Source organism: Arthrobacter ulcerisalmonis (assembly GCF_900609065.1).
GTDB lineage: Bacteria > Actinomycetota > Actinomycetes > Actinomycetales > Micrococcaceae > Arthrobacter > Arthrobacter ulcerisalmonis.
On record NZ_UXAU01000033.1, the window covers coordinates 1 to 22627 of the forward strand.

19 protein-coding genes are annotated in these 22627 nt (G+C 63.8%); 4 read left to right on the forward strand and 15 right to left on the reverse strand.

What is annotated here, in order from left to right; translation table 11 throughout:
• The coding region (locus tag PSET11_RS11490) for a DUF559 domain-containing protein (protein ID WP_345788827.1) at positions 1 to 1192 on the forward strand (1192 nt) is incomplete at its 5' end.
• A gap of 262 nt (positions 1193 to 1454) precedes the next feature.
• Here the strand turns inward: PSET11_RS11490 and PSET11_RS11495 are convergent.
• From PSET11_RS11495 to glmS, 8 genes are all read right to left on the reverse strand, one after another.
• Positions 1455 to 2540 (reverse strand): inositol-3-phosphate synthase, encoded by a 1086-nt coding sequence (locus PSET11_RS11495; protein WP_124092429.1) that lies wholly within the window; start codon positions 2538 to 2540, stop codon positions 1455 to 1457.
• Between the two features lie 174 nt (positions 2541 to 2714).
• Positions 2715 to 3752, reverse strand: a complete 1038-nt coding sequence (gene mgrA, locus PSET11_RS11500; RefSeq protein ID WP_124092431.1) for an L-glyceraldehyde 3-phosphate reductase — start codon at positions 3750 to 3752, stop codon at positions 2715 to 2717.
• Between the two features lie 90 nt (positions 3753 to 3842).
• Positions 3843 to 5612, reverse strand: a complete 1770-nt coding sequence (gene treZ / locus PSET11_RS11505) for a malto-oligosyltrehalose trehalohydrolase (protein ID WP_124092433.1) — start codon at positions 5610 to 5612, stop codon at positions 3843 to 3845.
• Complete coding sequence (gene treY, locus PSET11_RS11510; protein ID WP_124092435.1) at positions 5609 to 7939, reverse strand: malto-oligosyltrehalose synthase; 2331 nt, start codon at positions 7937 to 7939, stop codon at positions 5609 to 5611. The genes treZ and treY overlap by 4 nt, the downstream gene beginning before the upstream one ends.
• Positions 7936 to 10206 (reverse strand): glycogen debranching protein GlgX, encoded by a 2271-nt coding sequence (gene glgX, locus PSET11_RS11515; RefSeq protein WP_124092437.1) that lies wholly within the window; start codon positions 10204 to 10206, stop codon positions 7936 to 7938. The genes treY and glgX overlap by 4 nt, the downstream gene beginning before the upstream one ends.
• Before the next feature lie 106 nt (positions 10207 to 10312).
• Positions 10313 to 11860, reverse strand: coding sequence for an NAD(P)H-hydrate epimerase (locus tag PSET11_RS11520; protein ID WP_124092439.1), 1548 nt, complete (start codon positions 11858 to 11860; stop codon positions 10313 to 10315).
• 11 nt (positions 11861 to 11871) lie between these two features.
• A complete protein-coding gene (locus tag PSET11_RS11525) occupies positions 11872 to 12219 on the reverse strand; it encodes a holo-ACP synthase (protein WP_124092441.1) in 348 nt (115 codons plus the stop codon).
• Positions 12220 to 12253: 34 nt separating this feature from the next.
• The gene (gene glmS / locus PSET11_RS11530) at positions 12254 to 14146 is read right to left on the reverse strand and encodes a glutamine--fructose-6-phosphate transaminase (isomerizing) (protein WP_124092443.1); all 1893 of its coding nucleotides are present in this window, start codon (positions 14144 to 14146) and stop codon (positions 12254 to 12256) included.
• Between the two features lie 137 nt (positions 14147 to 14283).
• Here glmS and coaA point away from each other — a divergent pair, with 137 nt between their 5' ends.
• The 3 genes from coaA to mscL all read left to right on the forward strand — a co-directional run bounded on the left by coaA (position 14284) and on the right by mscL (position 16552).
• The gene (gene coaA, locus PSET11_RS11535; RefSeq protein WP_124092445.1) at positions 14284 to 15249 is read left to right on the forward strand and encodes a type I pantothenate kinase; all 966 of its coding nucleotides are present in this window, start codon (positions 14284 to 14286) and stop codon (positions 15247 to 15249) included.
• A gap of 5 nt (positions 15250 to 15254) precedes the next feature.
• Positions 15255 to 16073, forward strand: a complete 819-nt coding sequence (locus PSET11_RS11540; RefSeq protein WP_124092448.1) for a M15 family metallopeptidase — start codon at positions 15255 to 15257, stop codon at positions 16071 to 16073.
• Positions 16074 to 16165: 92 nt separating this feature from the next.
• Positions 16166 to 16552: a large conductance mechanosensitive channel protein MscL gene (gene mscL, locus PSET11_RS11545; RefSeq protein WP_124092451.1), complete on the forward strand. Its 387-nt coding sequence runs from the start codon at positions 16166 to 16168 to the stop codon at positions 16550 to 16552.
• A gap of 79 nt (positions 16553 to 16631) precedes the next feature.
• Here the strand turns inward: mscL and glmM are convergent, their stop codons facing one another.
• From glmM to rpsK, 7 genes are all read right to left on the reverse strand, one after another.
• Positions 16632 to 17993 (reverse strand): phosphoglucosamine mutase, encoded by a 1362-nt coding sequence (glmM, locus tag PSET11_RS11550; protein WP_124092452.1) that lies wholly within the window; start codon positions 17991 to 17993, stop codon positions 16632 to 16634.
• 157 nt (positions 17994 to 18150) lie between these two features.
• Entirely contained in the window at positions 18151 to 18654 is a 504-nt protein-coding gene (gene rpsI / locus PSET11_RS11555) for a 30S ribosomal protein S9 (protein ID WP_124092454.1), read from the reverse strand.
• Positions 18655 to 18693: 39 nt separating this feature from the next.
• The gene (gene rplM, locus PSET11_RS11560; protein ID WP_015937805.1) at positions 18694 to 19137 is read right to left on the reverse strand and encodes a 50S ribosomal protein L13; all 444 of its coding nucleotides are present in this window, start codon (positions 19135 to 19137) and stop codon (positions 18694 to 18696) included.
• 279 nt (positions 19138 to 19416) lie between these two features.
• On the reverse strand, positions 19417 to 20307 hold the full coding sequence (truA, locus tag PSET11_RS11565) for a tRNA pseudouridine(38-40) synthase TruA (protein ID WP_203415963.1): 891 nt from the start codon (positions 20305 to 20307) through the stop codon (positions 19417 to 19419).
• A 32-nt stretch (positions 20308 to 20339) separates the two neighbouring features.
• Positions 20340 to 20912 (reverse strand): 50S ribosomal protein L17, encoded by a 573-nt coding sequence (gene rplQ / locus PSET11_RS11570; protein ID WP_124092456.1) that lies wholly within the window; start codon positions 20910 to 20912, stop codon positions 20340 to 20342.
• A 76-nt stretch (positions 20913 to 20988) separates the two neighbouring features.
• On the reverse strand, positions 20989 to 21999 hold the full coding sequence (locus PSET11_RS11575) for a DNA-directed RNA polymerase subunit alpha (RefSeq protein ID WP_050684374.1): 1011 nt from the start codon (positions 21997 to 21999) through the stop codon (positions 20989 to 20991).
• A gap of 129 nt (positions 22000 to 22128) precedes the next feature.
• Positions 22129 to 22530: a 30S ribosomal protein S11 gene (rpsK, locus tag PSET11_RS11580; RefSeq protein ID WP_018769149.1), complete on the reverse strand. Its 402-nt coding sequence runs from the start codon at positions 22528 to 22530 to the stop codon at positions 22129 to 22131.
• Positions 22531 to 22627 lie beyond the last annotated feature (97 nt).

The window sequence follows — 22627 nt, forward strand, 5'->3', positions numbered from 1 at the left end:
CCCGCTGCACCACAGACAACGAACTACGCGAACACATAAAACTGCTCCCCTCACATCGGAACTGAAAATTTCTCAGTCCAACATTTGGGGAGCAGTTCATTTCACGCCCGTTCCACCAACCCTCCCGGAGTTTTTACGCCTGATCGGGCAACCCTCCCGGAGTTTCCGGCGGGCGGAAACCGGCCTGTGGATAACTTCTGCAAGGTTCCGCAAATTGGGCAAGAATGCTGCCATGTTTATGCGTGACGATTTGCCTCCCGAATTGGCGTCGGTGCCGTTCACTGTGGCTGAAGCCCGCTCGGCCGGGCTTTCGGCGAACCGCATCAGGCAGCATGATGTAACGCACGTCAGCCGCGGACTCTACCGGCCGAGTCGTTGGGACTTCGAACTCGCCGAGGCTGCCCGAGCGTTGTCTGCGATCTCGCCGGGGGCCTGGATTTCGCATGTGACTGCGGCGCGGCTACAGGGTCTTTTCCTACCGCCTTGGCTAGCTGATTCGGACGAACTTCACCTCAGTAAGCCGCGAGCTCTGAAATCAGTACATCGGCGTGGCGTTTTGGGCCATGAAGTCGTCGTCCACGCGGACGAGGTGGAATCGTATGGCGGCATGCGAATCAGCACGCGGTCCAGGACTTGGCTTGACCTGGCAAGGCGGCTTTCGCTCTACGACGTAGTGTGCATGGGAGATCAACTGATTAGGCTGCCGCGCGCGCAATTTGAGGATCGCTCCGATCCTTTCGACACTGTTTCCGGATTGCGCTTGATGATTAGTCGACACCCAAATCTGCAAGGTGTCCAGCGTGCTCGAGAGGCCTTGGAACTCGTTCGCGTTGGCTCAGACTCGGCGCCGGAAACTTTCCTGCGCTTGGCCATGGGCGATGCAGGCCTCCCCGATCCCGAACTGCAACTGCGCTTGCGGCCTCTCGACCTGAATTCGCCCTCGGCAGATCTCGGCTATCGACGTCAACAGATTGCCATCCAGTACGACGGCGAGCATCACCGTTCGGAGCCGCAGACCATGAGTGACAAACGTCGTGATCGTGCTTTCGAATCTGCCGGCTACACAGTTTTGATCTTTGGCAAGGAAGATCTCGCGGACGATTTCGTCCAGGCAACAGAGACAGTACGAAGGTCTTTGCACAGTAGCCGGCTCGATTGGCCAGCGGCTTCTGGCTTCGCTGACGTGGGCTGACGCCGCTTCTCTGAACCGAAGGTGCCAGCAGTCGCTGCCAGGACGAACTGTCCCCGCTCCAAAGAGGACCACCTGCTGTGAGTTGGCAGCCGCCGTCGAGCCTTCCCGCGTCCCGGTCTAGAACCAGTTCTCCGGGAGGGATGAGGAAACCAACGCAACAACCCCGGGAGGGATGCGGAAACCAACGCAACAAGTCCGGGAGGGATGCAAAAACGCTCCCCCACCCTGCCGGGTGGGAGAGCGTCTGAGACAGCAGGGCGGCCTAGCGCTCCAAGTCGCCGCGGATGAAGGCTTCAACCTTTTCGCGGGCGATGTCGTCGTTGAACTGCTCCGGCGGCGACTTCATGAAGTAGCTGGAGGCGGAGAGCAGCGGGCCGCCCACGCCGCGGTCCAGGCCGATCTTGGCGGCACGGATGGCGTCGATGATCACGCCGGCGGAGTTGGGTGAATCCCAGACTTCGAGCTTGTATTCCAGCGAGACCGGGGCGTCACCGAAGTTGCGGCCTTCGAGGCGGACGAAGGCCCATTTGCGGTCGTCGAGCCACTGGACGTAGTCGGACGGGCCGATGTGGACGTCCTTGGCAGCCAGGTCAGCCTGCACGTTGGACGTGACGGCCTGGGTCTTGGAGATCTTCTTGGACTCGAGGCGGTCCCGCTCCAACATGTTCTTGAAGTCCATGTTGCCACCAACGTTGAGCTGGTACGTGCGGTCCAGGGTCACGCCGCGGTCTTCGAACAACTTTGCCATGACGCGGTGCGTGATGGTGGCGCCGATCTGGCTCTTGATATCGTCGCCCACGATCGGGACGCCTGCAGCGGTGAACTTGTCGGCCCATTCCTTGGTGCCGGCAATGAACACGGGGAGGGCGTTGACGAACCCGACGCCCGCGTCGATGGCAGCCTGCGCGTAGAACTCAGCAGCCTGCTGTGAACCGACGGGCAAGTAGCAGACCATGACGTCTACTTTGGCGTCCTTGAGGGCCTGCACCACGTTGACGGGTTCGTCCGTGGACTGCTCAATGGTCTCGAGGTAGTACTTGCCGAGCCCGTCCAGGGTGTGACCGCGCTGAACGGTGACACCGGTGGGGGGAACCTCGGCGATTTTGATGGTGTTGTTTTCGCTGGCCAGGATGGCGTCTGCGAGGTCAACGCCGACTTTCTTGCCATCGACATCGAACGCGGCAACGAACTCGACGTCATTGACGTGATACTTGCCGAATTCAACGTGCATCAGACCCGGGATCGTGGCCTGGGGATCGGCGTCGCGGTAGTAGTGCACACCCTGTACGAGCGAGGCGGCGCAGTTACCCACACCAACGATGGCAACACGAATCGGATTTGCAGACACGGAACTCCTTTGAAGACAAACTCAGCTGCCAGGGCGGTCAATACTGGAAAGTACGACGGCGGCGCGCTGGCAGTGCACCAACCGGCGCCCTAACATCTTACCTAACCATGCGGGGGCCGAGTTTGTTCCCGGCCCCCGCATGGTGAAGTCAACTACGCCCGATTGAACAGGAGGTTACTTCTGCTTCCAGAGGTTGATGTCCGATTCCATGGCGAATTCGTCAATGGCGTGCAGCTCGTCGGCGGTGAAGTCGAGGTTGTTGACTGCTGCGAGGGTGTCTTCGAGTTGGCGGACACTGGACGCTCCCACCAGCGCGGAGGTGACCGAGGAGCCCTTGCCCTGCTCGCGGAGGATCCAGGCGATGGCCAGCTGCGCGAGCGTTTGGCCCCTCCCCTCGGCGATGGTGTTGAGCCCGCGGATCCTGCCGAGGTTCTCGTCAGTGATCATGCCCTGGTCCAGGGATTTGTGCTGTGCAGCGCGTGAGTCTGCGGGCACGCCGTTGAGGTAGCGGTCGGTGAGCATTCCTTGCGCGAGCGGGGAGAAGGCGATGGAGCCGGCACCAACTTGCTCCAGGGCCTCATACAGGTTGGGGGTCCCGTTCTCGGTCCAGCGGTTCAGCATGGAGTAGCTGGGCTGGTGGATCAGCAGCGGGGTGCCCATTTCCTTGAGGATCCTGGCCGCTTCCAAGGTCTGTTCCGGGGTGTAGGAGGAGATCCCCGCGTAGAGGGCCTTGCCGGACCGGACGGCAGAGTCCAACGCTCCCATGGTCTCTTCCAGGGGAGTTTCCGGGTCAGGGCGGTGGCTGTAGAAGATGTCCACATAGTCCAGGCCCATCCGCGTCAGGGACTGGTCCAAGCTGGCCAGCAGGTATTTGCGGGAACCCCAGTTGCCGTAGGGTCCGGGCCACATGTCATAGCCGGCCTTGCTGGAGATGATGAGTTCGTCGCGGTAGGGCTTGAAGTCGTCCTGGAAGTGCCGGCCAAAGTTGGTCTCGGAGGTTCCGTAGGGTGGCCCGTAGTTGTTGGCGAGATCGAAGTGGGTGACGCCGAGGTCGAACGCACGGCGCAGGATGGCGCGCTGGGTTTCGAACGGCTTGTCGTCACCGAAGTTATGCCAGAGTCCCAGGGAGATGGCGGGGAGCTTGAGTCCGCTGCGTCCAACGCGGCGGTAGGGCATCGATTCATAGCGGTTGTCCGCAGCTGAATAAGTCATACGTTCATCCTGCCACCTGTGATGCAGGCAACAGAACGGCGCGGGGGTGTTTCGCCGCGGGCTGAGAGCGCCAGCCCGCGGCGAACCACGTCAGTCCTGCACGATTGCGGCACTCCACGCGGGGAGCACCAGCGAGCCAGCCACAAGCTGCGCGGCTGCCTCGGTGCTCAACGAAACCGTCCCACTGACATTCCCCAACCGGAGTTCCGCCGTCGAAAAGTTCAGCAACACTTCGATCGCGCCGCGCCGGAATCGCAGCCACCCGGCGGCGTCGTCGCACGAGACCTCCGTCGCCGCGAATCCCAGCCCGGCGAGCTCGGGGTGCTCGCGGCGCAGCGCGGTCAGGGACCGGTACAGCGACAGCAGGCGGGCGTGATCGCCGGTTTCGGCCTCGGTCCAGTCCAGTTTGGAGCGCAGGAAAGTCTCCGGGTCCTGTGGATCGGGTACGACGGCGGGATCCCACCCCATGCGTTCGAACTCCCGGATGCGTCCTTCCGCGGTGGCCTTGCCCAACTCCGGCTCAGGGTGCGAGGTGAAGAACTGCCAGGGTGTGGTGGCGCCATACTCCTCACCCATGAACAACATGGGCGTGAACGGCGAGGTCAGGGTCAGGACGGCGGCCACGGCCAACTGCCCGAACTCCAGGGACTGGGACAACCTGTCCCCCACAGCCCGGTTGCCGATCTGGTCGTGGTTTTGGTTGCAGACCACCAGCGCTGCCGGTTGCACCAGCGAAGCGTCAATGGGCCTGCCGTGGTGCCGGCCGCGGAAGCTGGAGTAGCTGCCGTCATGCAGGAACCCGTCCTTCAGGACCTTGGCCAGCACCCCGAGGGATGCGAAATCGGAGTAGTACCCGGTGGTTTCGCCGCTAACACTGACGTGCACGGCGTGGTGGAAGTCGTCGCTCCACTGCCCGGCCAGCCCATACCCGTTCGTGGAGCGTGGGTACATCAGCCTGGGGTTGTTGAGGTCGGACTCCGCGATGAGGGTGCGAGGCAGGCCTGTCTCGGCAGCGATGGTATCCCCCAGCGCGGCGAGATCCTCAAGGATGTGGACTGCCCGCTCATCCTTGAGGGCATGCACGGCATCGAGTCGGAGGCCATCCACGTGGTAGTCACGCAGCCAGAGGGCAGCGTTGTCGAGGATGTAGTCGCGGACCACGTCCGAGCCTGGCCCGTCGAGGTTCACCGAGTCGCCCCACGTGGTGGCGTCGCCCTGTTTCAGGTACGGCCCGAAGCGTGGCAGGTAGTTCCCGCTCGGGCCCAGGTGGTTGTACACCACGTCTTGGATGACGCCCAAGCCGGCTGCATGGGCTGCGTCGACGAAGCGCTGGTAGGCCGCTGGCCCACCGTAGCCTTCGTGGACTGCATACCACTGGACGCCGTCGTAACCCCAGTTGTGGGTGCCGTTGAAGCCGTTGACCGGGAGCAATTCCACGAAGTCGACGCCGAGCTCTGCCAAATAGCTGAGCTTGGCGGCCGCCGCATCGAGGGTTCCGTCCGGAGTGAAGGTGCCAATGTGGAGTTCGTAGACCACGGCGCCCTGGAGTTCCTTGCCCTGCCACGCGCTGTCCTGCCACTGGTGACTGGCGGGATCGTAGGTACGCGAGAGGGCGTGTACCCCGGCCGGGACGCGCCGGGACCTGGGATCGGGCAGCGGCGTGGAATCGCCGTCGAGCAGGTAGCCGTAGTCCACCTCAGCGGTTGCTGGCGCGTCCGGAGCGGACCACCAGCCCTCGGCGCCGGGCTGGGCTGACTTCGGCGCCATGGTGTGGTGCTGGCCGGCTGCCACCAGCACCACGCTCGAAGCGTCCGGTGCCCACACGTCGAAACGGTCGGTTCCCGTGTTCACCACAGTCATTTCACTGCTCCGTCCACCGGTGCCAACAAGGCCACGGAATAGGTTCCCAGCAATTCCGCCAACAAGGTCCGACCCGGCGGGTAGGTTGCACCCGTGAGCTCGTCCCGCATTGCCAGGGAAAGGTCGACGGCGGTGTCGCGCCAGCCGCCGTCGGCTGCCAGCCCCAGGGGTAGCCGGGCCGTCACTGTCACCGCGCCGGGCGCCGACAGGGAGTCGCCGCGCGCAAAAGCGAGCACGTGCTGGGCCGCAGGGCCGCTGGCCTCGAGCGGCTGGTACCCGACGAAGAGTTCCGGCCGGTCCCGGCGGAGCCGGAGCGCCCGTGAGGTGACCAGCAGTTTGCTTGCTTCGGTGCCACCTGCCGGCGCATCACCAGCGTCAATCAGTGCCAGTTCCCGGCGTCGGACGTCGAAGTCGACAGCGCGCCGGTTGTCGGGGTCGGCCAGGGAACGTTCCCAGAACTCACTGCCCTGGTAGACGTCGGGGACGCCGGGCATGGTGAGTTGGACAAGCTTGGCCCCGAGCGAATTCGCCGCGGCAGCAGCATCGATCTTGGCAACAAGCCCGGCCAGGGCCGAAGCTACCCGGTCATCGTCGAAGACGGCGTCCACAGCTGCAGAAACGGTGGCTTCAAAGTCGGCGTCCGGGTCTGTCCAGGTAGTGGAATTGGCCGCTTCTCGGGCTGCCTTGGTGGCATAGGCCTGCAGCCGCTCCCTGCTGGCTGGCCAGGACCCAACCACTGCCTGCCAGAGGAGGTTGGCGAAGGGTCCATCCGCGATGGGCGCTGCGTCCCGGAGTACGGACAGGGTTGCCGCCCACTGGTCCGGAATCTCGGACAGCACCGAGATTCGGGCCCGGGTGTCTTCGCTGCGCTTGGTGTCATGCGTGGACAGCGTGGTCATGGACAGCGGCAGGTCCCGCTGGCGCTCCTGCATGCGGAGGTGAAACTCCGGCACATCCACGGCGAAGTGGGTGGGGTCGGCGCCCACTTCCGTGAGGGTACCCAGCCGGGTGTAGCGATAAAACGCAGTGTCTTCAACGCCCTTGGCCATCACCATACCTGACGTCTGCTGGAAGCGGATGGCCAGCGGAGTGTCCGCGTCCAGGAGCAGCGGCAAGAGGACTGCAACGGCCGAGCCTAGGTCCGGCCGGTGCCCCGCCGCGCCCTGGACGGCAGCTTCGAGGACTTCGGCGCCGATGGGAAGGTAAGTCCGGTAAACCGGGAAGTTGGCGATGATCTCGGCAATTGCGTCAGCGGCGTGCGCCACGTCCAACCCAGCGGCGGTGGGGACCAGGCGCGCCAGCCGGAGGATCTCCGACCGCAACATCCCGTCTGCCACATCGCGCTTGGTGCCATGGATCATCGCTTCGTAATCAGCCAGGGTGGAGCTCCCGCGGAGTTCCGCATCCAACTGGTCCAGGCCTGGTTGGCCGGCGGGGTCAATGAAGACCCTGTCGATATCGGCCAGCGCGTCGTAGCCGGTGGTGCCTTCGCAGGCGAAGTCGCCGGCTAGCACCTCTCCGGGCTCGAGGATTTTCTCCACCAGGACGTAGGCGCCGCCGCTGAGGTCCTTGAGCCAGCGCAGGTAGCCGCTGGGATCGGCGAGTCCGTCCGGGTGGTCTACGCGCAGCCCGTCTACCAGGTCCTCGGCGAACCAACGGCCTACCTCGGCGTGGGCTTCGTGGAAGACCCGAGGGTCCTCCACCCTGATCCCGGCCAAGGTGGTGACGGCAAAGAATCGGCGATAGTTGAGTTCCGCGTCTGCCCGCCGCCAGTCCATCAGCTCGTAGTGCTGGCGGGCGTGGACCTCCTGAGGAGTGTCGCCGTCAGAGTAGGTACCGGCAGCCAGCGGGAAGCGGTGGTCGTAGTACCGCAACTCGCCGTCCACGATTTCGAGTTTGCCAAGGTCCGCATCCGAGCCCAGCATGGGCAGCCGAACCTTGCCGCCGGCAAGCTCCCAGTCCACGTCGAAGGCGTCGGCGTAGGGTGACCCTTGGCCCTCCGCCAAGAGCGACCACCACCAGGGATTCTGTGCTGGCGTGGCCACGCCCACGTGGTTAGGCACGATGTCCACGAGGACGCCCAGACCGTGTTCTCTGGCTGCAGTTGATAGGGCCAACAGGCCAGCCGGCCCGCCGCGGTCAGGATCGACGGCGGCGGGATTGGTGACGTCGTAGCCGTGATCAGAGCCCTGCTCCGCCGTCAGGATCGGCGAGAGGTAGACCCAATCAATGCCAAGCTGCTTCAGGTACGGGACAGTGTTGGCAGCGTCGAACAGGGTGAAACTGGGCCGGATCTGGAGTCGGTAGGTGGAGGTGGGAACCTTCACTCTCCATCCGCCTTCTCTTCGGTGGCACTTGCGGCCGTGGCCTTCGCTTCGCTGGCTTCGGCCGCCTTGGTCTGCGCCTCTACCATCTCTTCCTGGGCTTCCTCGTGGTCGGCCATGGAGGCCAGGGAAGCGGCGGCGGAGACGTCCACTTCGGCTTCGGGACCAGAGTAGGCGCGCAGCACCACCATGGACTTGGCATCCAGGGTGATCGTGGCACCAGCCTTGAGCGGTTCGTAGTCGTCGGCCTGGGCAGCGGTGTCGATCATGACTTCCCAGAACTGGGCGTATTCCTCTGACGGGAGGAGGAAGTCGACGCTGTCGTCATGGGCGTTGAACGTCATGAGGAAGCTGTCATCGGTGATCCGACGGCCGCGGAAATCCTTCTCCTGGATGCCGTCGCCGTTGTAGAAGACGCCGATGGTCCGGCCGAACCCGTTTCCCCAGTCCTCCGGCAGCATTTCGGTGCCGTCGGTCCGCAGCCAAACAATGTCCGGCAGCTTCTCGCCTTCGCCACGGCGGACGGGACGTCCGTCGAAGAAGCGGCTGCGGCGGAAGGTCGGATGGTCGTGCCGGAGCTTGTTCACGAAGGACGTGAACTCAACCAGGGGTTGGTCCATGGCGTCCCAGTGGATCCAACTGAGTTCCGAGTCCTGGCAGTAGGTGTTGTTGTTGCCCTGCTGCGTCCGGCCGAGCTCATCACCGTGAAGCACCATGGGCACGCCCTGGGAGAGCAACAGGGTTGCCAGGAAGTTCCGCTGCTGCCGGGCGCGGAGGGTCAGGACCTTTTCGTCATCCGTGTCGCCCTCGGCCCCGCAATTCCAGGACCTGTTGTGCGACTCGCCGTCGTTGTTGCCTTCCCCGTTCGCGTCGTTGTGCTTCTCGTTGTAGGAGACGAGGTCGCGCATGGTGAAGCCGTCATGGGCGGTGACGAAGTTGATGGACGCGACAGGGCGACGGGCAGAGCTTTCATAAAGATCGGCAGAGCCGGTCAGGCGGGACGCGAATTCACCCAGCGTGGCGTGTTCGCCGCGCCAGAAATCGCGGACCGTGTCCCGGTACTTGCCGTTCCATTCGGTCCACTGGGGCGGGAAGTTTCCAACCTGGTAGCCGCCGGGGCCAACATCCCACGGCTCTGCAATCAGTTTGACCTGCGAAACGATCGGGTCCTGCTGGATCAGTTCGAAGAACGTGGACAGTTTGTCAACGTCGTAAAACTCCCGGGCCAGCGTGGAGGCGAGGTCGAACCGGAATCCGTCCACGTGCATTTCCGTAACCCAGTACCGGAGGGAATCCATCAGCAACTGCAGGGAATGCGGGTGCCGGACGTTCAGGGAGTTTCCCGTGCCGGTGTAGTCCATGTAGTGCTTGTGGTCGCCGTCGACCAGGCGGTAGTAGGCCTGGTTGTCGATGCCCTTGAAGGAGAGATTGGGGCCCAGGTGGTTGCCTTCGGCGGTGTGGTTGTAGACCACGTCCAAGATGACTTCGATGCCGGCGCGGTGTAGATCGCGGACCATGGCCTTGAATTCCTGGACCTGGTTTCCCACATCCCCGGCGGAGCTGTAGGTGTTTTGCGGCGCGAAGAAGCCAATGGTGTTGTAGCCCCAGTAGTTGTTCAGGCCTTTTTCCATTAGCGTGCCGTCGTTGACGAACTGGTGCACTGGCATGAGCTCGATGGCTGTGGCGCCGAGTTTCTTGAGGTGCTCGATGACGGCCGGGTGAGCGACGCCGGCATATGTGCCTCGTTGTTCCTCGGGGACCTCGGGGTGCAGCTGAGTCAGGCCCTTGACGTGGGCCTCATAAATTACCGACTCGTGGTACGGGATTCGGAGCTGGCGGTCGCCGTCCCACTCAAAGAAGGGGTTGATGACCACGCCGTGCATGGTGTGCTTTGCGGAATCGTCGTCGTTGCGTGAGTCGGGGTCGCCGAACTCGTAGGAAAAGAGGGAGGGGTCCCAGTCGATCTGGCCCTCCACAGCCTTGACGTAAGGGTCCAGCAAGAGCTTGTTGGCGTTGAACCGGTTCCCATTGGCGGGATCGTAGGGTCCGTGGACGCGGTAGCCGTATTTCTGGCCGGGTTGGATGTGCGGTAGGTAGCAGTGCCACACGTAGCCGTCCACCTCGGTCAGTTCAACGCGGGTTTCGGTCAGGTCATCAGCCAGGAGGCAGAGTTCCACCTTCTCTGCCTGCTCGCTGAACAAGGCGAAATTGGTGCCGGTGCCGTTGAACGTGGCGCCAAGCGGATATGCGGTTCCAGGCCAGACTTCCATGATGCTCCTCAGGTGTTTTCGGCAACAGGGAATCGAACGCCCCGCTGCCGATGCGAACTACTGCCTACCGTAGTGGGTGGGTATGACTATTACGTATCTGGCGCACCTAATTACTAAGCATGCTGTGTTTTCCCCAGACGTGAGGTAAAGCGTCGGCGACCTGTCCGGCGGTGATCGGACCGCCGTCGGCTGCGGCCGACGCCGCTTGGCCAGCCAATCCGTGCAGCGACGCTCCTAGCGCGGCCAGAACCGCCCATGGCCCCGCTTCGGTGCGGCCGGGCACCAGGTAGCGGCCGACGTCGGGCCCCGACTGGGCGAACAGCCCACCGATCATCCCCGCCAGGACGTCGCCGCTGCCGGCGGTCGCAAGCCAAGGCGTCCCGTCTGCCTGGCTGAACACGACCGACCGGGGTGCGGCAACCAATGTGGTGGCGCCCTTGAGGAGGACGGTGGCCCCTGTCAGGTCGGCGGCGGTCCGCGCAGCCAACAAAGTGTCCGTCTCCACCGCTGGCCGATTGGTAGCGCCGGAAATCCTGCTCAACAGGCCAGCAAGTTCACCGGCGTGCGGCGTCAGGAGGATGTGAGATGCCACCGTGTCCGGCAGGACCGGGAGAGCTCCGGCGTCAACCACCACGGGGAGGCCCGACCCGATCGCCGCCGTGCAGCGGGCCAACTGTTCGGTGTCAGCTGGCCCGATACCCGAGCCCACCATCCACGCCTGGACATGGGCAGCAGAAACGGATGAGTCGCTGCAGACCACCTCTGGACAAGCCTGCCGCACCAGCTCCGCGGCCTCGGGCGGACCGAAGTAGCGGACCATTCCCACACCTGCGGCCAGTGCGCCACGGCAGGCCAGGACGGCCGCGCCGGGGAACTCTGCGGACCCTGCGACGATGCCGAGGACACCACGCGTGTATTTGTGGGCGTCGCGGGCAGGTGTGGGGAGCAGTGCCGTGAGGTCGTGGCGTTCCACGCGCTGGAGCGGGGGAATTGGCAGATAGGGTTCAAGCCCGATCGGCACCACCACCACGTCCCCGGTGTATCCGGCCCCAGGGTTCGCCAGCAGCCCAATCTTGGCGGCGCCGAACGTGACCGTGAGGTCCGCCGGCAAGACCGGAGACACCGCAGTTCCGGTCCCTGCATCCACGCCGCTGGGCACGTCGCAAGCCACTATCAGTCCTGGACCGCGGTCCTGTGCGGCACCGATGGCCAGCACCAAGTCGGCAGTAAGTCCGTTGAGGCCGCCGCGGGCGCCGGTGCCCAGCATGGCGTCAATGACGACGTCGGCCGCTGCGGTCGCGTGGGCCAGCCGCGGCAGCGTGGCCGCCGTCAGTTCCTCGACCCACCCGCCAGCCCGGCGGAAGGCTGCCAGCGCGTCCGGGGGGGCTGAACCGGTGGTAAGGACCGCCGTCGTCCGCAGTCCACGGCCGGCGAGGAACGCTCCCGCATAGAGGCCGTCACCGCCGTTGTTTCCCTTACCCACCAGGATGGCCACGGACGTCCCGTACACGCGCTGGCCGCGCCTGCGGAGAGTGCGGATCACTTCGGTAGCAAGACCGTAGGCGGCTTGTTGCATGAGCGCGTGCCCGCGCCCCGCAGCCAGCAGTGGCTGCTCGGCTGCGCGGACTTGGGTTCCCGTATAGGCGTAAATCATGGGCGGGCGGCTCAGCCCTCGGCCACAACCGTTGCTGTCGCGATGCCGCCGTCGTGGCTGATGGACAGGTGCCAGCGCTTGACGCCCTTTTCCTTGGCCACCGCCAGCACGGTCCCCTTGATTTGGACCGTGGGACCGTTGCTGTCCAGTCCGATCCAGCAGTCCTGCCAGTTCATGCCTGCCGGCGCGCCCAAAACCTTGGCCACGGCTTCCTTTGCGGCGAACCGGGCCGCCAGGGACCTGGCGTTCAACTCTCGCTCTGCAGGCACAAACAGGCGATCCCGCAACCCAGGGGTCCGCTCAAGCTGGCGGCCGAACCGCTCGATATCTACAACGTCTACGCCAATGCCAACAATCATGGTCCCACTCTACGGTGGCAGCAGCTCCCCGCCATTACTCGACCGTGACGCTCTTGGCGAGGTTACGCGGCTGGTCCACGTCGTAGCCCTTGGCTGCGGCCAACTCGGCCGCGAAGATCTGCAGCGGAACGGTCGTCAGGAGCGGCATCAGCAACACCGGGGTCTCCGGGACGTAGAAGACCTGCTCTGCGTAGGCCTTGACGGCCTCGTCGCCTTCCTCGGCGATCACCAGGGTCCGGGCGCCACGGGCGCGGACTTCCTGGATGTTGCTGACCACCTTGGCGTGCAGTGAGTCACGGCCGCGCGGTGACGGGACCACCACGAAGACTGGCTGGCCGTCGTCGATCAGGGCGATCGGACCGTGCTTGAGCTCGCCAGCCGCGAATCCTTCGGCGTGGATATAGGCGATCTCTTTGAGCTTGAGTGCGCCCTCCAGTGCCACGGGGTAGCCCACGTGGCGGCCAAGGAACAAGACGGAGCGTTCGTTGGCCATGCTGCGGGCCAGCTCCCGGAGGGGCCCAGCGTTGTCGAGGATGGTCTGGATCTTGGCCGGGATCTTGGCGAGGTCCGCGAGGACGTCCTTGACCTGGCCGGAGAAGATGTTGCCGCGCAGCTGTGCCAGGTAGAGGCCCAGCAGGTAGGCTGCCGTGATCTGGGCCAGGAACGCCTTCGTGGAGGCCACCGCAATCTCGGGGCCTGCGTGCGTGTAGAGCACTGCATCAGATTCACGCGGGATGGTGGAGCCGTTGGTGTTGCAGATGGAAATGGTCTTGGCGCCCTGCTCCCGGGCGTACCGGACAGCCATCAAGGTGTCCATGGTTTCGCCGGACTGGCTGATGGAGACAACCAGAGTGTTGCTGTCCAGAATGGGGTCCCGGTAACGGAATTCGTGGGCCAGTTCCACTTCGGTGGGAATCCGGCACCAGTTTTCGATGGCGTACTTGGCCACGGTGCCGGCGTACGCTGCGGTTCCACAGGCCAACACAACAATCTTGTTGACGCTCTTGAGTAGTTCCGGGTCGATCCGCAGCTCATCGAGGGTGAGCTTGCCGTTAATGTCGGAGCGCCCCAGCAGGGTTTGCGCCACGGCATCGGGTTGGTCGTGGATTTCCTTCTCCATGAAGGAGCTGAAGCCGCCCTTTTCGGCAGAGGCGGGGTCCCAGTCGACGTGGTATTCCTTGCCCTCGGCAGGGTTGCCATGGAAGTCGGTGATCTCGACCGAGTCAGCCGTGATGGTGACGATCTGGTCCTGGCCCAGTTCCACGGCCCGGCGGGTGTAGTCGATGAAGCCGGAGACGTCGGAGCCCAGGAAGTTTTCGCCGTCGCCAAGGCCCACTACCAGGGGCGAGTTGCGGCGGGCTGCCACCACAACGCCGGGCTGGTCAGCGTGCACCGCAAGCAGGGTGAACGCGCCTTCGAGCCGCTGGCACGCAAGCTGCATGGCCTCGGTGAGGGCGTCGCCGCCGTCGTTCCGGCTACGTACCTCCCGGTAAAGTTCCGCAAGCAGCGCCGCGGCTACCTCGGTGTCCGTCTCGGACAGGAAGCTGGCGCCCCTGGCCAGCAGTTCCTGCTTGAGCTCGGCAAAGTTCTCGATGATGCCGTTGTGGATCACGGCCAGCTTGCCGCCGTCGGCAAGGTGCGGGTGGGCATTACGGTCCGTCGGTCCGCCGTGAGTGGCCCATCGGGTGTGACCAATTCCGGTGCCGGCAACGGGCAGGGGCGCAGCCTCCAGCTCGGCGATCAGGTTGCTGAGCTTGCCTGACTTTTTGCGCGATTCGATGACTCCGTCGGAGACGACAGCTATCCCGGCGGAGTCGTAACCCCGGTATTCCAGGCGGCGCAGTCCTTCAAGGACCACGTCCACTGCACTGTAGCTGGCGTTTCCGCCTTGAATTGAGCGGCCCACATATCCCACGATTCCACACATGGGGTCAAGCTTATCGGGCGTGGCAAGAAGTTCTAAATTTTCTGCCGTGGCCTGAAGCGCCCATTTATTGCGGGCAGGGAGCCTGCCAAGGCTGAGCGCATTTCATTCTGGGACGGTGCCGGGGCAGAATCGCTTAGGTGACTTTGCAACGCAATGAGGCGAACGTCGAGGGTACGTCCCCGTTCGTGGAGCTGGACAGGCATACCTGGTCCAGGCTGGCGGCCCAGATGGAGCAGCCGCTGAATGAGGAGGACGTCCTCCGGCTCCGCGGGCTCGGGGATCCCCTGGACATGCGGGAAATCCGGGACGTCTACCTCCCGCTCTCACGCCTACTTCATCTCTACGTCGAGGCCGCGGGCCAGTTGCACGCAGCCACCACGACGTTCCTTGGCGAAAAAACCCAGCGCACCCCGTTCGTAATTGGCGTGGCCGGCTCCGTGGCGGTGGGAAAATCCACCATTGCCCGCGTGCTCCGCGAGATGCTGCGCCGCTGGCCCGGCACTCCAAACGTTGAACTGATCACCACTGACGGCTTCCTGTATCCGCTCGCGGAGTTGAAGAGGCGGAACCTGCTAGAGCGGAAAGGCTTCCCAGAGTCTTATGACCGGCGCGCCCTGCTGCGCTTCGTCAGCGAGATCAAGGGTGGTGCCGAGGAAGTGCGCGCCCCGTGGTACTCGCACGTTACCTACGACATCGTCCCCGACCGCGAGGTAGTGGTCCGCCGGCCGGATGTCCTGATCGTTGAGGGGCTGAACGTGCTGGCCCCGGCCCGGCCACGGCAGGACGGCCGGCAGGGGCTGGCCCTCAGTGATTTCTTCGACTTCTCGATCTATGTGGACGCCAAGACCTCCTACATCGAGGAATGGTACGTGGACCGCTTCCGTTCCCTACGGACGACTGCTTTTGCCCAGCCGAATTCCTATTTCCACCGCTACGCAACGCTCTCCGACCAGGAAGCCGAGAGCACCGCGCGGAACATCTGGAAGACCATCAACGAACCCAACCTGGAAGAGAACGTGCTGCCCACCCGTGGCCGCGCCCAGTTGGTGCTATCGAAGGACCCGGACCACTCGATTCGGCGCATGCTGCTCCGCAAGGTTTAACTCACGTGTGCCACAACTGCAGCAGGCGCTCCTTCACCCGTTTCCTCGCCGTGGCTGCGGGGCTGGGTGTCCTGTCCGCCTGCACGCCTGCTCCTGGTCCGCCGTCGCCCGCGAGTACGGCAACGCCGTCAGGGGGCAGCACGACGCCGCTCCCTACCCCCATGCCCTCCGCGACGTCGACGGCAACAACGACACCCGCACCACCGATCAGCGAAGCGCCGCAGTTCTCGCACACGGATCCCACGAGTCCGTGGCTGATCGTCAACAAGCACCGTCCCCTCTCCCCCGCAAATTTCGCGCCGGCCGATCTGGTCCAGCCCGAAATCGCCAGCATCGCTACCGGTGAAGCCGCCCTCCTCAACAGCACCACCGCAGCAGCCGCCGAGGCCATGTTCGCTGCCGCGGCACGCGACGGCGTAACAGTGGTCCTTGCCAGTGGCTACCGGTCATTCAGCACGCAGACGGCCACCTATAACGGCTACGTTGCGAGCCGAGGGCAGGCCAACGCCGATACGGCGAGTGCCCGGCCGGGCTTCTCGGAGCACCAGACCGGCTGGGCGTTCGACATTGCCGACGGCGGCGGTGCGTGCGCGTTCCAACCGTGCTTCGCCGACCAGCCGGCCGCCCAGTGGGCGCGGACCAACGGTCACCGCTTCGGCTTTGTGGTGCGGTATCCACTCATGTTCCACCCCATCACGGGCTACTATTACGAGCCGTGGCACCTGCGCTATATCGGCGTGGAGGCTGCCACCGGGATGGCCCAGCGCGGCATCAACACCGTGGAAGAATACTTCGGCGTAGAGGCTGCACCCGGCTACCTCTGAACGGCTGGTGGCGCTGTCTTGTTCCAGACACGCCCAAGGAAAATTGCCCGGCCTTCATCAAGGGTTAATGATCCTGCACTAGCTTGGGTCTTATGTTGACAGGATTCAAGAATTTCATCATGAAGGGCAACGTCGTAGACCTTGCCGTCGCCGTTGTGATGGGTGCCGCTTTCGGCGCCGTCGTCACCTCCATCGTGGAAGGCCTGCTGACTCCCCTGATCGGCAGGCTTTTCAGTGCCAAGGGCATCGAAGATATGCAGTGGGAGGGGTTTATGTATGGCTCCGTCATCTCCTCGATCATCTCCTTCGTCCTCATTGCCGCTTCCATCTACTTCGTGGTGGTCATGCCCATGAACGCCATGATCGAACGGCGCAACCGCCGGCTGGGCATCGACCCGGACATCAAGGAAGAATCAGCCGAAGAAACCCAGGTAGCCCTGCTCACCGAAATCCGGGACGCGCTGCAGCAACGCAACTAGTCCGCGACCCAGCACCACACAACAAAAGCGGTGGCCCATCTCCCCAAGGAGTCGGGCCACCGCTTTGCGTTACGGGTAACTACTCGGACACGAGTTCTAGTGCGAGTTCTGTCCTGACAACGTCGGCCAACTGGCTGGCGATCGCCTGCGCTGTGCCTTCGTCACCGGCTTCGACCATGACGCGCACCACGGGTTCGGTCCCGGACGGTCGCAGCAAGACCCGTCCAGTCTCGCCCAGTGTAGCTTCGGCAGCCAGGACGGCACGGGCCAGGGCCTCGCTGCTACCAACTGCCGAACGGTCCACGTCCCGGACATTAATCAGGACCTGCGGCAGTTTGGTCATCACGGTGGCGAGTTGTTTGAGCGGGCGCCCCGTGAGGGCAACCTGAGCGGCCAATTGCAATCCTGTGAGCAGGCCATCGCCCGTCGTGGCGTGGTCGGCAAAGATGACATGGCCGGACTGCTCGCCGCCCAGGTTGTAGCCGCCAGCGCGCATTCCCTCAAGGACGTACCGGTCACCCACCGCCGTTTCACGGATGCTGATGCCAGCTTCACGCAGCGCGATCTTGAGGCCAAGGTTGCTCATGACGGTGGCTACGAGGACGTCGTCCTTAAGCTTGCCGCTCGCTTTCAGCGCAACGGCCAGGACAGCCATGATCTGGTCACCATCCACCTCTGTGCCTTCGTGGTCCACGGCGAGGCAGCGGTCAGCGTCACCGTCATGGGCAATGCCAAGGTCCGCGCCGTGTTCCAGGACGGCCGCCTTCAGGGGGCCCAGGTGGGTGGAGCCCACACCGTCGTTGATGTTGTGCCCGTCGGGTTCCGCACCAATGACCACAACGTCGGCTCCGGCATCCTTGAAGAGCTGGGGCGAACATCCGCTGGCAGCGCCGTGGGCGCAGTCCAGGACTACTTTGACCCCGTCCAGGCGGTGCGGCAGCGTCCCCAGCAGGTGGACGATGTAGCGGTCCTCGGCGTCGGCGAAGCGTTGGATTCGGCCAACGTCCGCACCTACCGGCCGGACGGCGGGCTGGGTCATCTGCGCCTCAATGGCATCCTCCACCTCGTCCGGCAGCTTCTGGCCGCCCCGTGCGAAGAATTTGATGCCGTTGTCAGGCGCGGGATTGTGCGAGGCGGAGATCATCACGCCGAAGTCAGCGTCCAGGTCGGCTACCAAATAGGCGGCGGCTGGGGTGGGCAGGACACCGGCGTCGTAGACGTCGATTCCCGAACTCGAGAGCCCCGCTTCCACGGCGGCGGCAATAAATTCGCCGCTGGCGCGTGGGTCGCGGGCTACGACGGCTCGTGGGCGGGTTCCGTTCGTATTGCGGTCATGGCCGAGTACGACGGCGGCCGCTTGGGCCAGCTGCATCGCCAGCTCTGCAGTGAGAAGGCCATTCGCCAGTCCCCGGACACCATCGGTTCCAAATAATCTAGACACCAGCTCAGTCTAGAGGATCACTGCATGGGCTCTGCTTGTCACGACCCGTCGGCGCCCATCTCTGTTCTTATTGCGGGCCGGGTGGGCCGCCACCCGCCCCGGCCTGACACGAAAAAGCCCGCCCCACCAGAGGTGGGACGGGCTTTTCGGAAGCGACTTAGCGCTTGGAGTACTGCTGAGCCTTACGGGCCTTCTTGAGGCCAGCCTTCTTGCGCTCGATGACGCGGGCGTCACGACGCAGGTAACCGGCCTTCTTCAGCGTGGCGCGATTGTTCTCGACGTCGATCTCGTTCAGTGAACGGGCGATGCCGAGGCGCAGTGCACCAGCCTGGCCGGAGATGCCACCACCGTGGATACGGGCGATGACGTCGTAGGCGCCTTCGAGATCAAGGATCTTGAAAGGCTCGTTGACGTCCTGCTGGTGAAGCTTGTTCGGGAAGTAGTTCGACAGCTCGCGGCCGTTGATGGTCCACTTGCCGGAGCCCGGAACAACCCGGACACGTGCAACGGCTTCCTTGCGACGACCAACAGCAGCACCGGCAACGGTCAGTGCCGGGCGCTCCTTCTTGGGAGCTGCATCTGCTGCAGAGCTCTCAGAGGTGTAGCTGGTCAGGTTTTCCTCAGCCTCAACGGCTTCGGTGGTCTCTTCGTTCTGAGCCACGGTTCTCCTTGTATTAAGTAAGTTGTTCGGTGGCCAGGACTACTGGGCGACCTGGGTAATTTCGAAAGTCTTGGGCTGCTGTGCGGCGTGGGGGTGCTCAGCACCGCGGTACACCTTGAGCTTGCCCAGCTGCTGGGCAGCGAGGGAGTTCTTGGGGAGCATGCCCTTGATGGCCTTTTCAACGGCGCGGACCGGGTTGGACTCCAACAGTTCCGCGTAATTGACGGAGGTCAGGCCGCCCGGGTAACCGGAGTGGCGGTATGCGCGCTTCTGCTCCAGCTTGGCGCCGGTGAGGGCAACCTTCTCAGCGTTGATGATGATGACGAAATCGCCCATGTCCATGTGGGACGCGAAGGTGGCCTTGTGCTTGCCGCGCAGCAGGATTGCGGTCTGGCTGGCAAGACGACCAAGGACAACGTCGGTGGCGTCAATGACGTGCCACTGGCGGTTGATATCGCCGGGCTTCGGGGTGTACGTACGCACGGTGTTTGCCTCGTTCTTGTTCTGGCGTTCTTTTTTAGGCGCCGCTCAGGGGCGGAAACCTACTATCTATGCGCTACCGGAACAGAGGTGAGGACTCTATGTAACCAGTGATCCTGAAGTTCCGACTGCACCCGTTGAGTAGTTATCCTGCAACCGGATTCTCACTCGGGCACGCACCATCGGAATAGGAGACGCACAACGACTACCAAGATTACCGTGCAGAGTGGCTCCGGGTCAAAATGAGTTCCCGGCAGATCCCGCCCGCCCTGGTTTCAAGGGTCAGGCCCGGCGCGCACGGGTCAGTTCAGCCCGGACCAGGAGTTCCGCGTCGCTCGGGTAGGCCACCTCGGCGAGGACCAAGGGATGCGGTGCGGCCAACACCGATTTCGCGTCCCGCATCCGGGCCAGCAGTCGTTCGTACAGCCATTCTGGTGGGTGCACACCCTCGCCAACGTAGAACGCCGAACCGATCAGGGCCCGCACCATGTTGTGGCAGAAAGCATCGGCCTGGACGGTGGTCTCAATGACGCCGTCCGCTGTCCGCTGGAATTCGAAGCGTTGCAGCTCCCGGATGGTGGTGGAGCCCTCACGGGGCTTGCAGAACGAGCGGAAATCCTGCAGGCCCAGCAACTGCCGGGCGCTGGCGTTGAGCAGGTCAACGTCCAAGGCGTGCCGGTGCCACAGGGTGAGATGTCGCAGCATCGGATCCCGGCGGGCCGTGCCGTCGGCGATGCGGTAGGTGTAGCGGCGGTAGAGGGCAGAGAAGCGGGCGTCGAAGCCAGCCGGCGCCAGCGACACGGCGTGTATCTCAACGGCACCGGTCAGATCGCCCAGGAGCCGGCTCAATGCGCCACGAAGACGGCGAAGGAGGGCCGCTGCCGGGTCCATTTCGTGTCCGCGCGGCAGTCCGCACCACTCTTCGTCGGAGAGGTCCAGGTGGACTACCTGGCCGCTGGCGTGGACGCCTGCGTCCGTCCGGCCAGCAACGGTTACCCGCACGGCCCGCCGCAGCAACAGCGCCAGTGCCTCTTCCAGGACGCCCTGGACGGTCCGCCGGCCGGGCTGGATGGCCCACCCGCTGAACGGACCGCCGTCGTACGCCACGTCGAGGCGGACACGCAAAAACCCGCCGCCCCCCAAAACGGGAGCAGCGGGTTTTTGGTGGTTCATAAACCTCAGTCTATGCGAAAGATGTCAGCGAATTACTTCGCGTCCTTCTCCTCGGCAACCGGAGCTGCAGCCTCTTCTTCAGCGGCGGGAGCTTCTTCTGCAGCAGCCTCGTCAGCGGCCGGAGCTTCGGTTTCTACAACCTCAGTTTCGGTAGCTTCTTCGGCGACAGGAGCAGCAGCTTCCTGCTTTTCGGCGTCGCGCTTGGCAGCGTTCGTTGCCTCAGCAACAACGGCCTGCTTCGGGGAAACCGGCTCGAGAACGAGTTCGATGACAGCCATGGGAGCGTTGTCGCCCTTGCGGTTGCCGATCTTGGTGATGCGGGTGTAGCCGCCGTCGCGGTTCTCCACTGCCTGGGCAATGTCGGTGAACAGCTCGTGGACGACGCCCTTGTTGCTGATCAGGCCCAGGACGCGACGACGTGAAGCCAGGTCGCCACGCTTGGCGAAAGTCACCAGGCGCTCTGCGTAGGGCTTCAGGCGCTTGGCCTTGGTCACCGTGGTGGTGATCCGCTTGTGCTCGAACAGTGCTGCGGACAGGTTCGCGAGCATCAGGCGCTCGTGAGCCGCTCCGCCGCCGAGGCGCGGACCCTTAGCGGGGGTAGGCATAATAGTTTCTCCTCATTGGAAGCCGTTGGGCTGCGCGCACCGGGGTGTGTGCAGCCAGCCGGCCAAGATCTGTTGGTTAGAGTTCGTCGTCGCCGAAAGCGGCGTCGTCCTCTTCGATAGCTGCGGCGCGTGCTGCGAGGTCAAAACCGGGAGGCGAGTCCTTGAGGGACAGGCCCAGTTCAACCAGCTTTGCCTTGACCTCGTCGATGGACTTCGCACCGAAGTTACGGATGTCCATGAGGTCGGCCTCGGAGCGTGCAACGAGTTCACCCACGGAGTGGATGCCCTCACGCTTGAGGCAGTTGTATGACCGGACGGTGAGGTCCAGGTCTTCGATCGGCAGTGCCATGTCAGCTGCAAGTGCAGCGTCGGTGGGCGACGGGCCAATCTCGATACCTTCAGCTGCGGTGTTCAGCTCGCGGGCCAGACCGAACAGTTCCACCAGGGTGGTACCGGCCGAAGCGACGGCATCGCGCGGGGCGATGGCCTGCTTGGTCTCAACGTCAACAATCAGCTTGTCGAAGTCGGTGCGCTGCTCGACACGGGTTGCCTCCACGCGGAAGGTGACCTTCAGGACCGGCGAGTAGATGGAGTCGACCGGGATACGGCCGATCTCTGCATCGCCGGACTTGTTCTGAGCTGCCGAAACGTAGCCGCGACCGCGCTCGATGGTCAGTTCGAGTTCGAACTTGCCCTTCGAGTTCAGCGTGGCGATGTGCAGATCCGGGTTGTGGAATTCGACGCCGGCCGGCGGAGCGATGTCCGCGGCGGTGACGACTCCCGGGCCCTGCTTGCGCAGGTAGGCAACAACCGGCTCGTCGTGCTCGGAGGAAACCGACAGGCTCTTGATGTTAAGGATGATCTCGGTGACATCTTCCTTGACACCCGGAACCGTGGTGAACTCGTGCAGCACGCCATCGATCCGGATGCTGGTTACTGCAGCGCCGGGGATGGATGAGAGCAGGGTACGGCGGAGGGAGTTTCCGAGTGTGTAACCGAAGCCCGGTTCCAGCGGTTCAATGATGAACCGTGAACGGTTTTCGGAGACTACCTCTTCGGAGAGGGTGGGGCGCTGTGCAATGAGCACTTAGGTTTCCTTTCGGCGAGCATCCGCTATATGACGCAACACAGGTGGTGGAAATTCGTATCCTGAGACTTAACGTGCTGGGCTTGCCCGCACCATCAATGGTGCGGGCAAGCTTTGCGACGGGAAGGCTTAGACGCGGCGGCGCTTGGGCGGGCGGCAGCCGTTGTGAGCAGCGGGGGTGACGTCCTGGATGGAGCCAACCTCCAGGCCAGCGGCCTGCAGCGAACGGATCGCGGTCTCGCGGCCTGAGCCGGGACCCTTCACGAAGACGTCGACCTTGCGCATGCCGTGCTCCTGCGCACGCTTTGCAGCGGCTTCAGCAGCCATCTGGGCAGCGAACGGGGTGGACTTACGCGAGCCCTTGAAGCCAACCTCACCTGAGGAAGCCCAGGAGATGACAGCACCGTTCGGATCCGTGATGGAAACGATGGTGTTGTTGAACGTGCTCTTGATGTGCGCCTGGCCGAGCGCGATATTCTTCTTGTCCTTCTTACGCGGCTTGCGAACCGCGCCACGAGTCTTTGGGGGCATTTTTTTCTCCTACAGAAAGTTTATTGGGCGAAAGCTGTCGCTTGTCCCACACGTGCCTGGTTCCTAACACCACCGAAGTGGTGATCAGGAGGCTAGT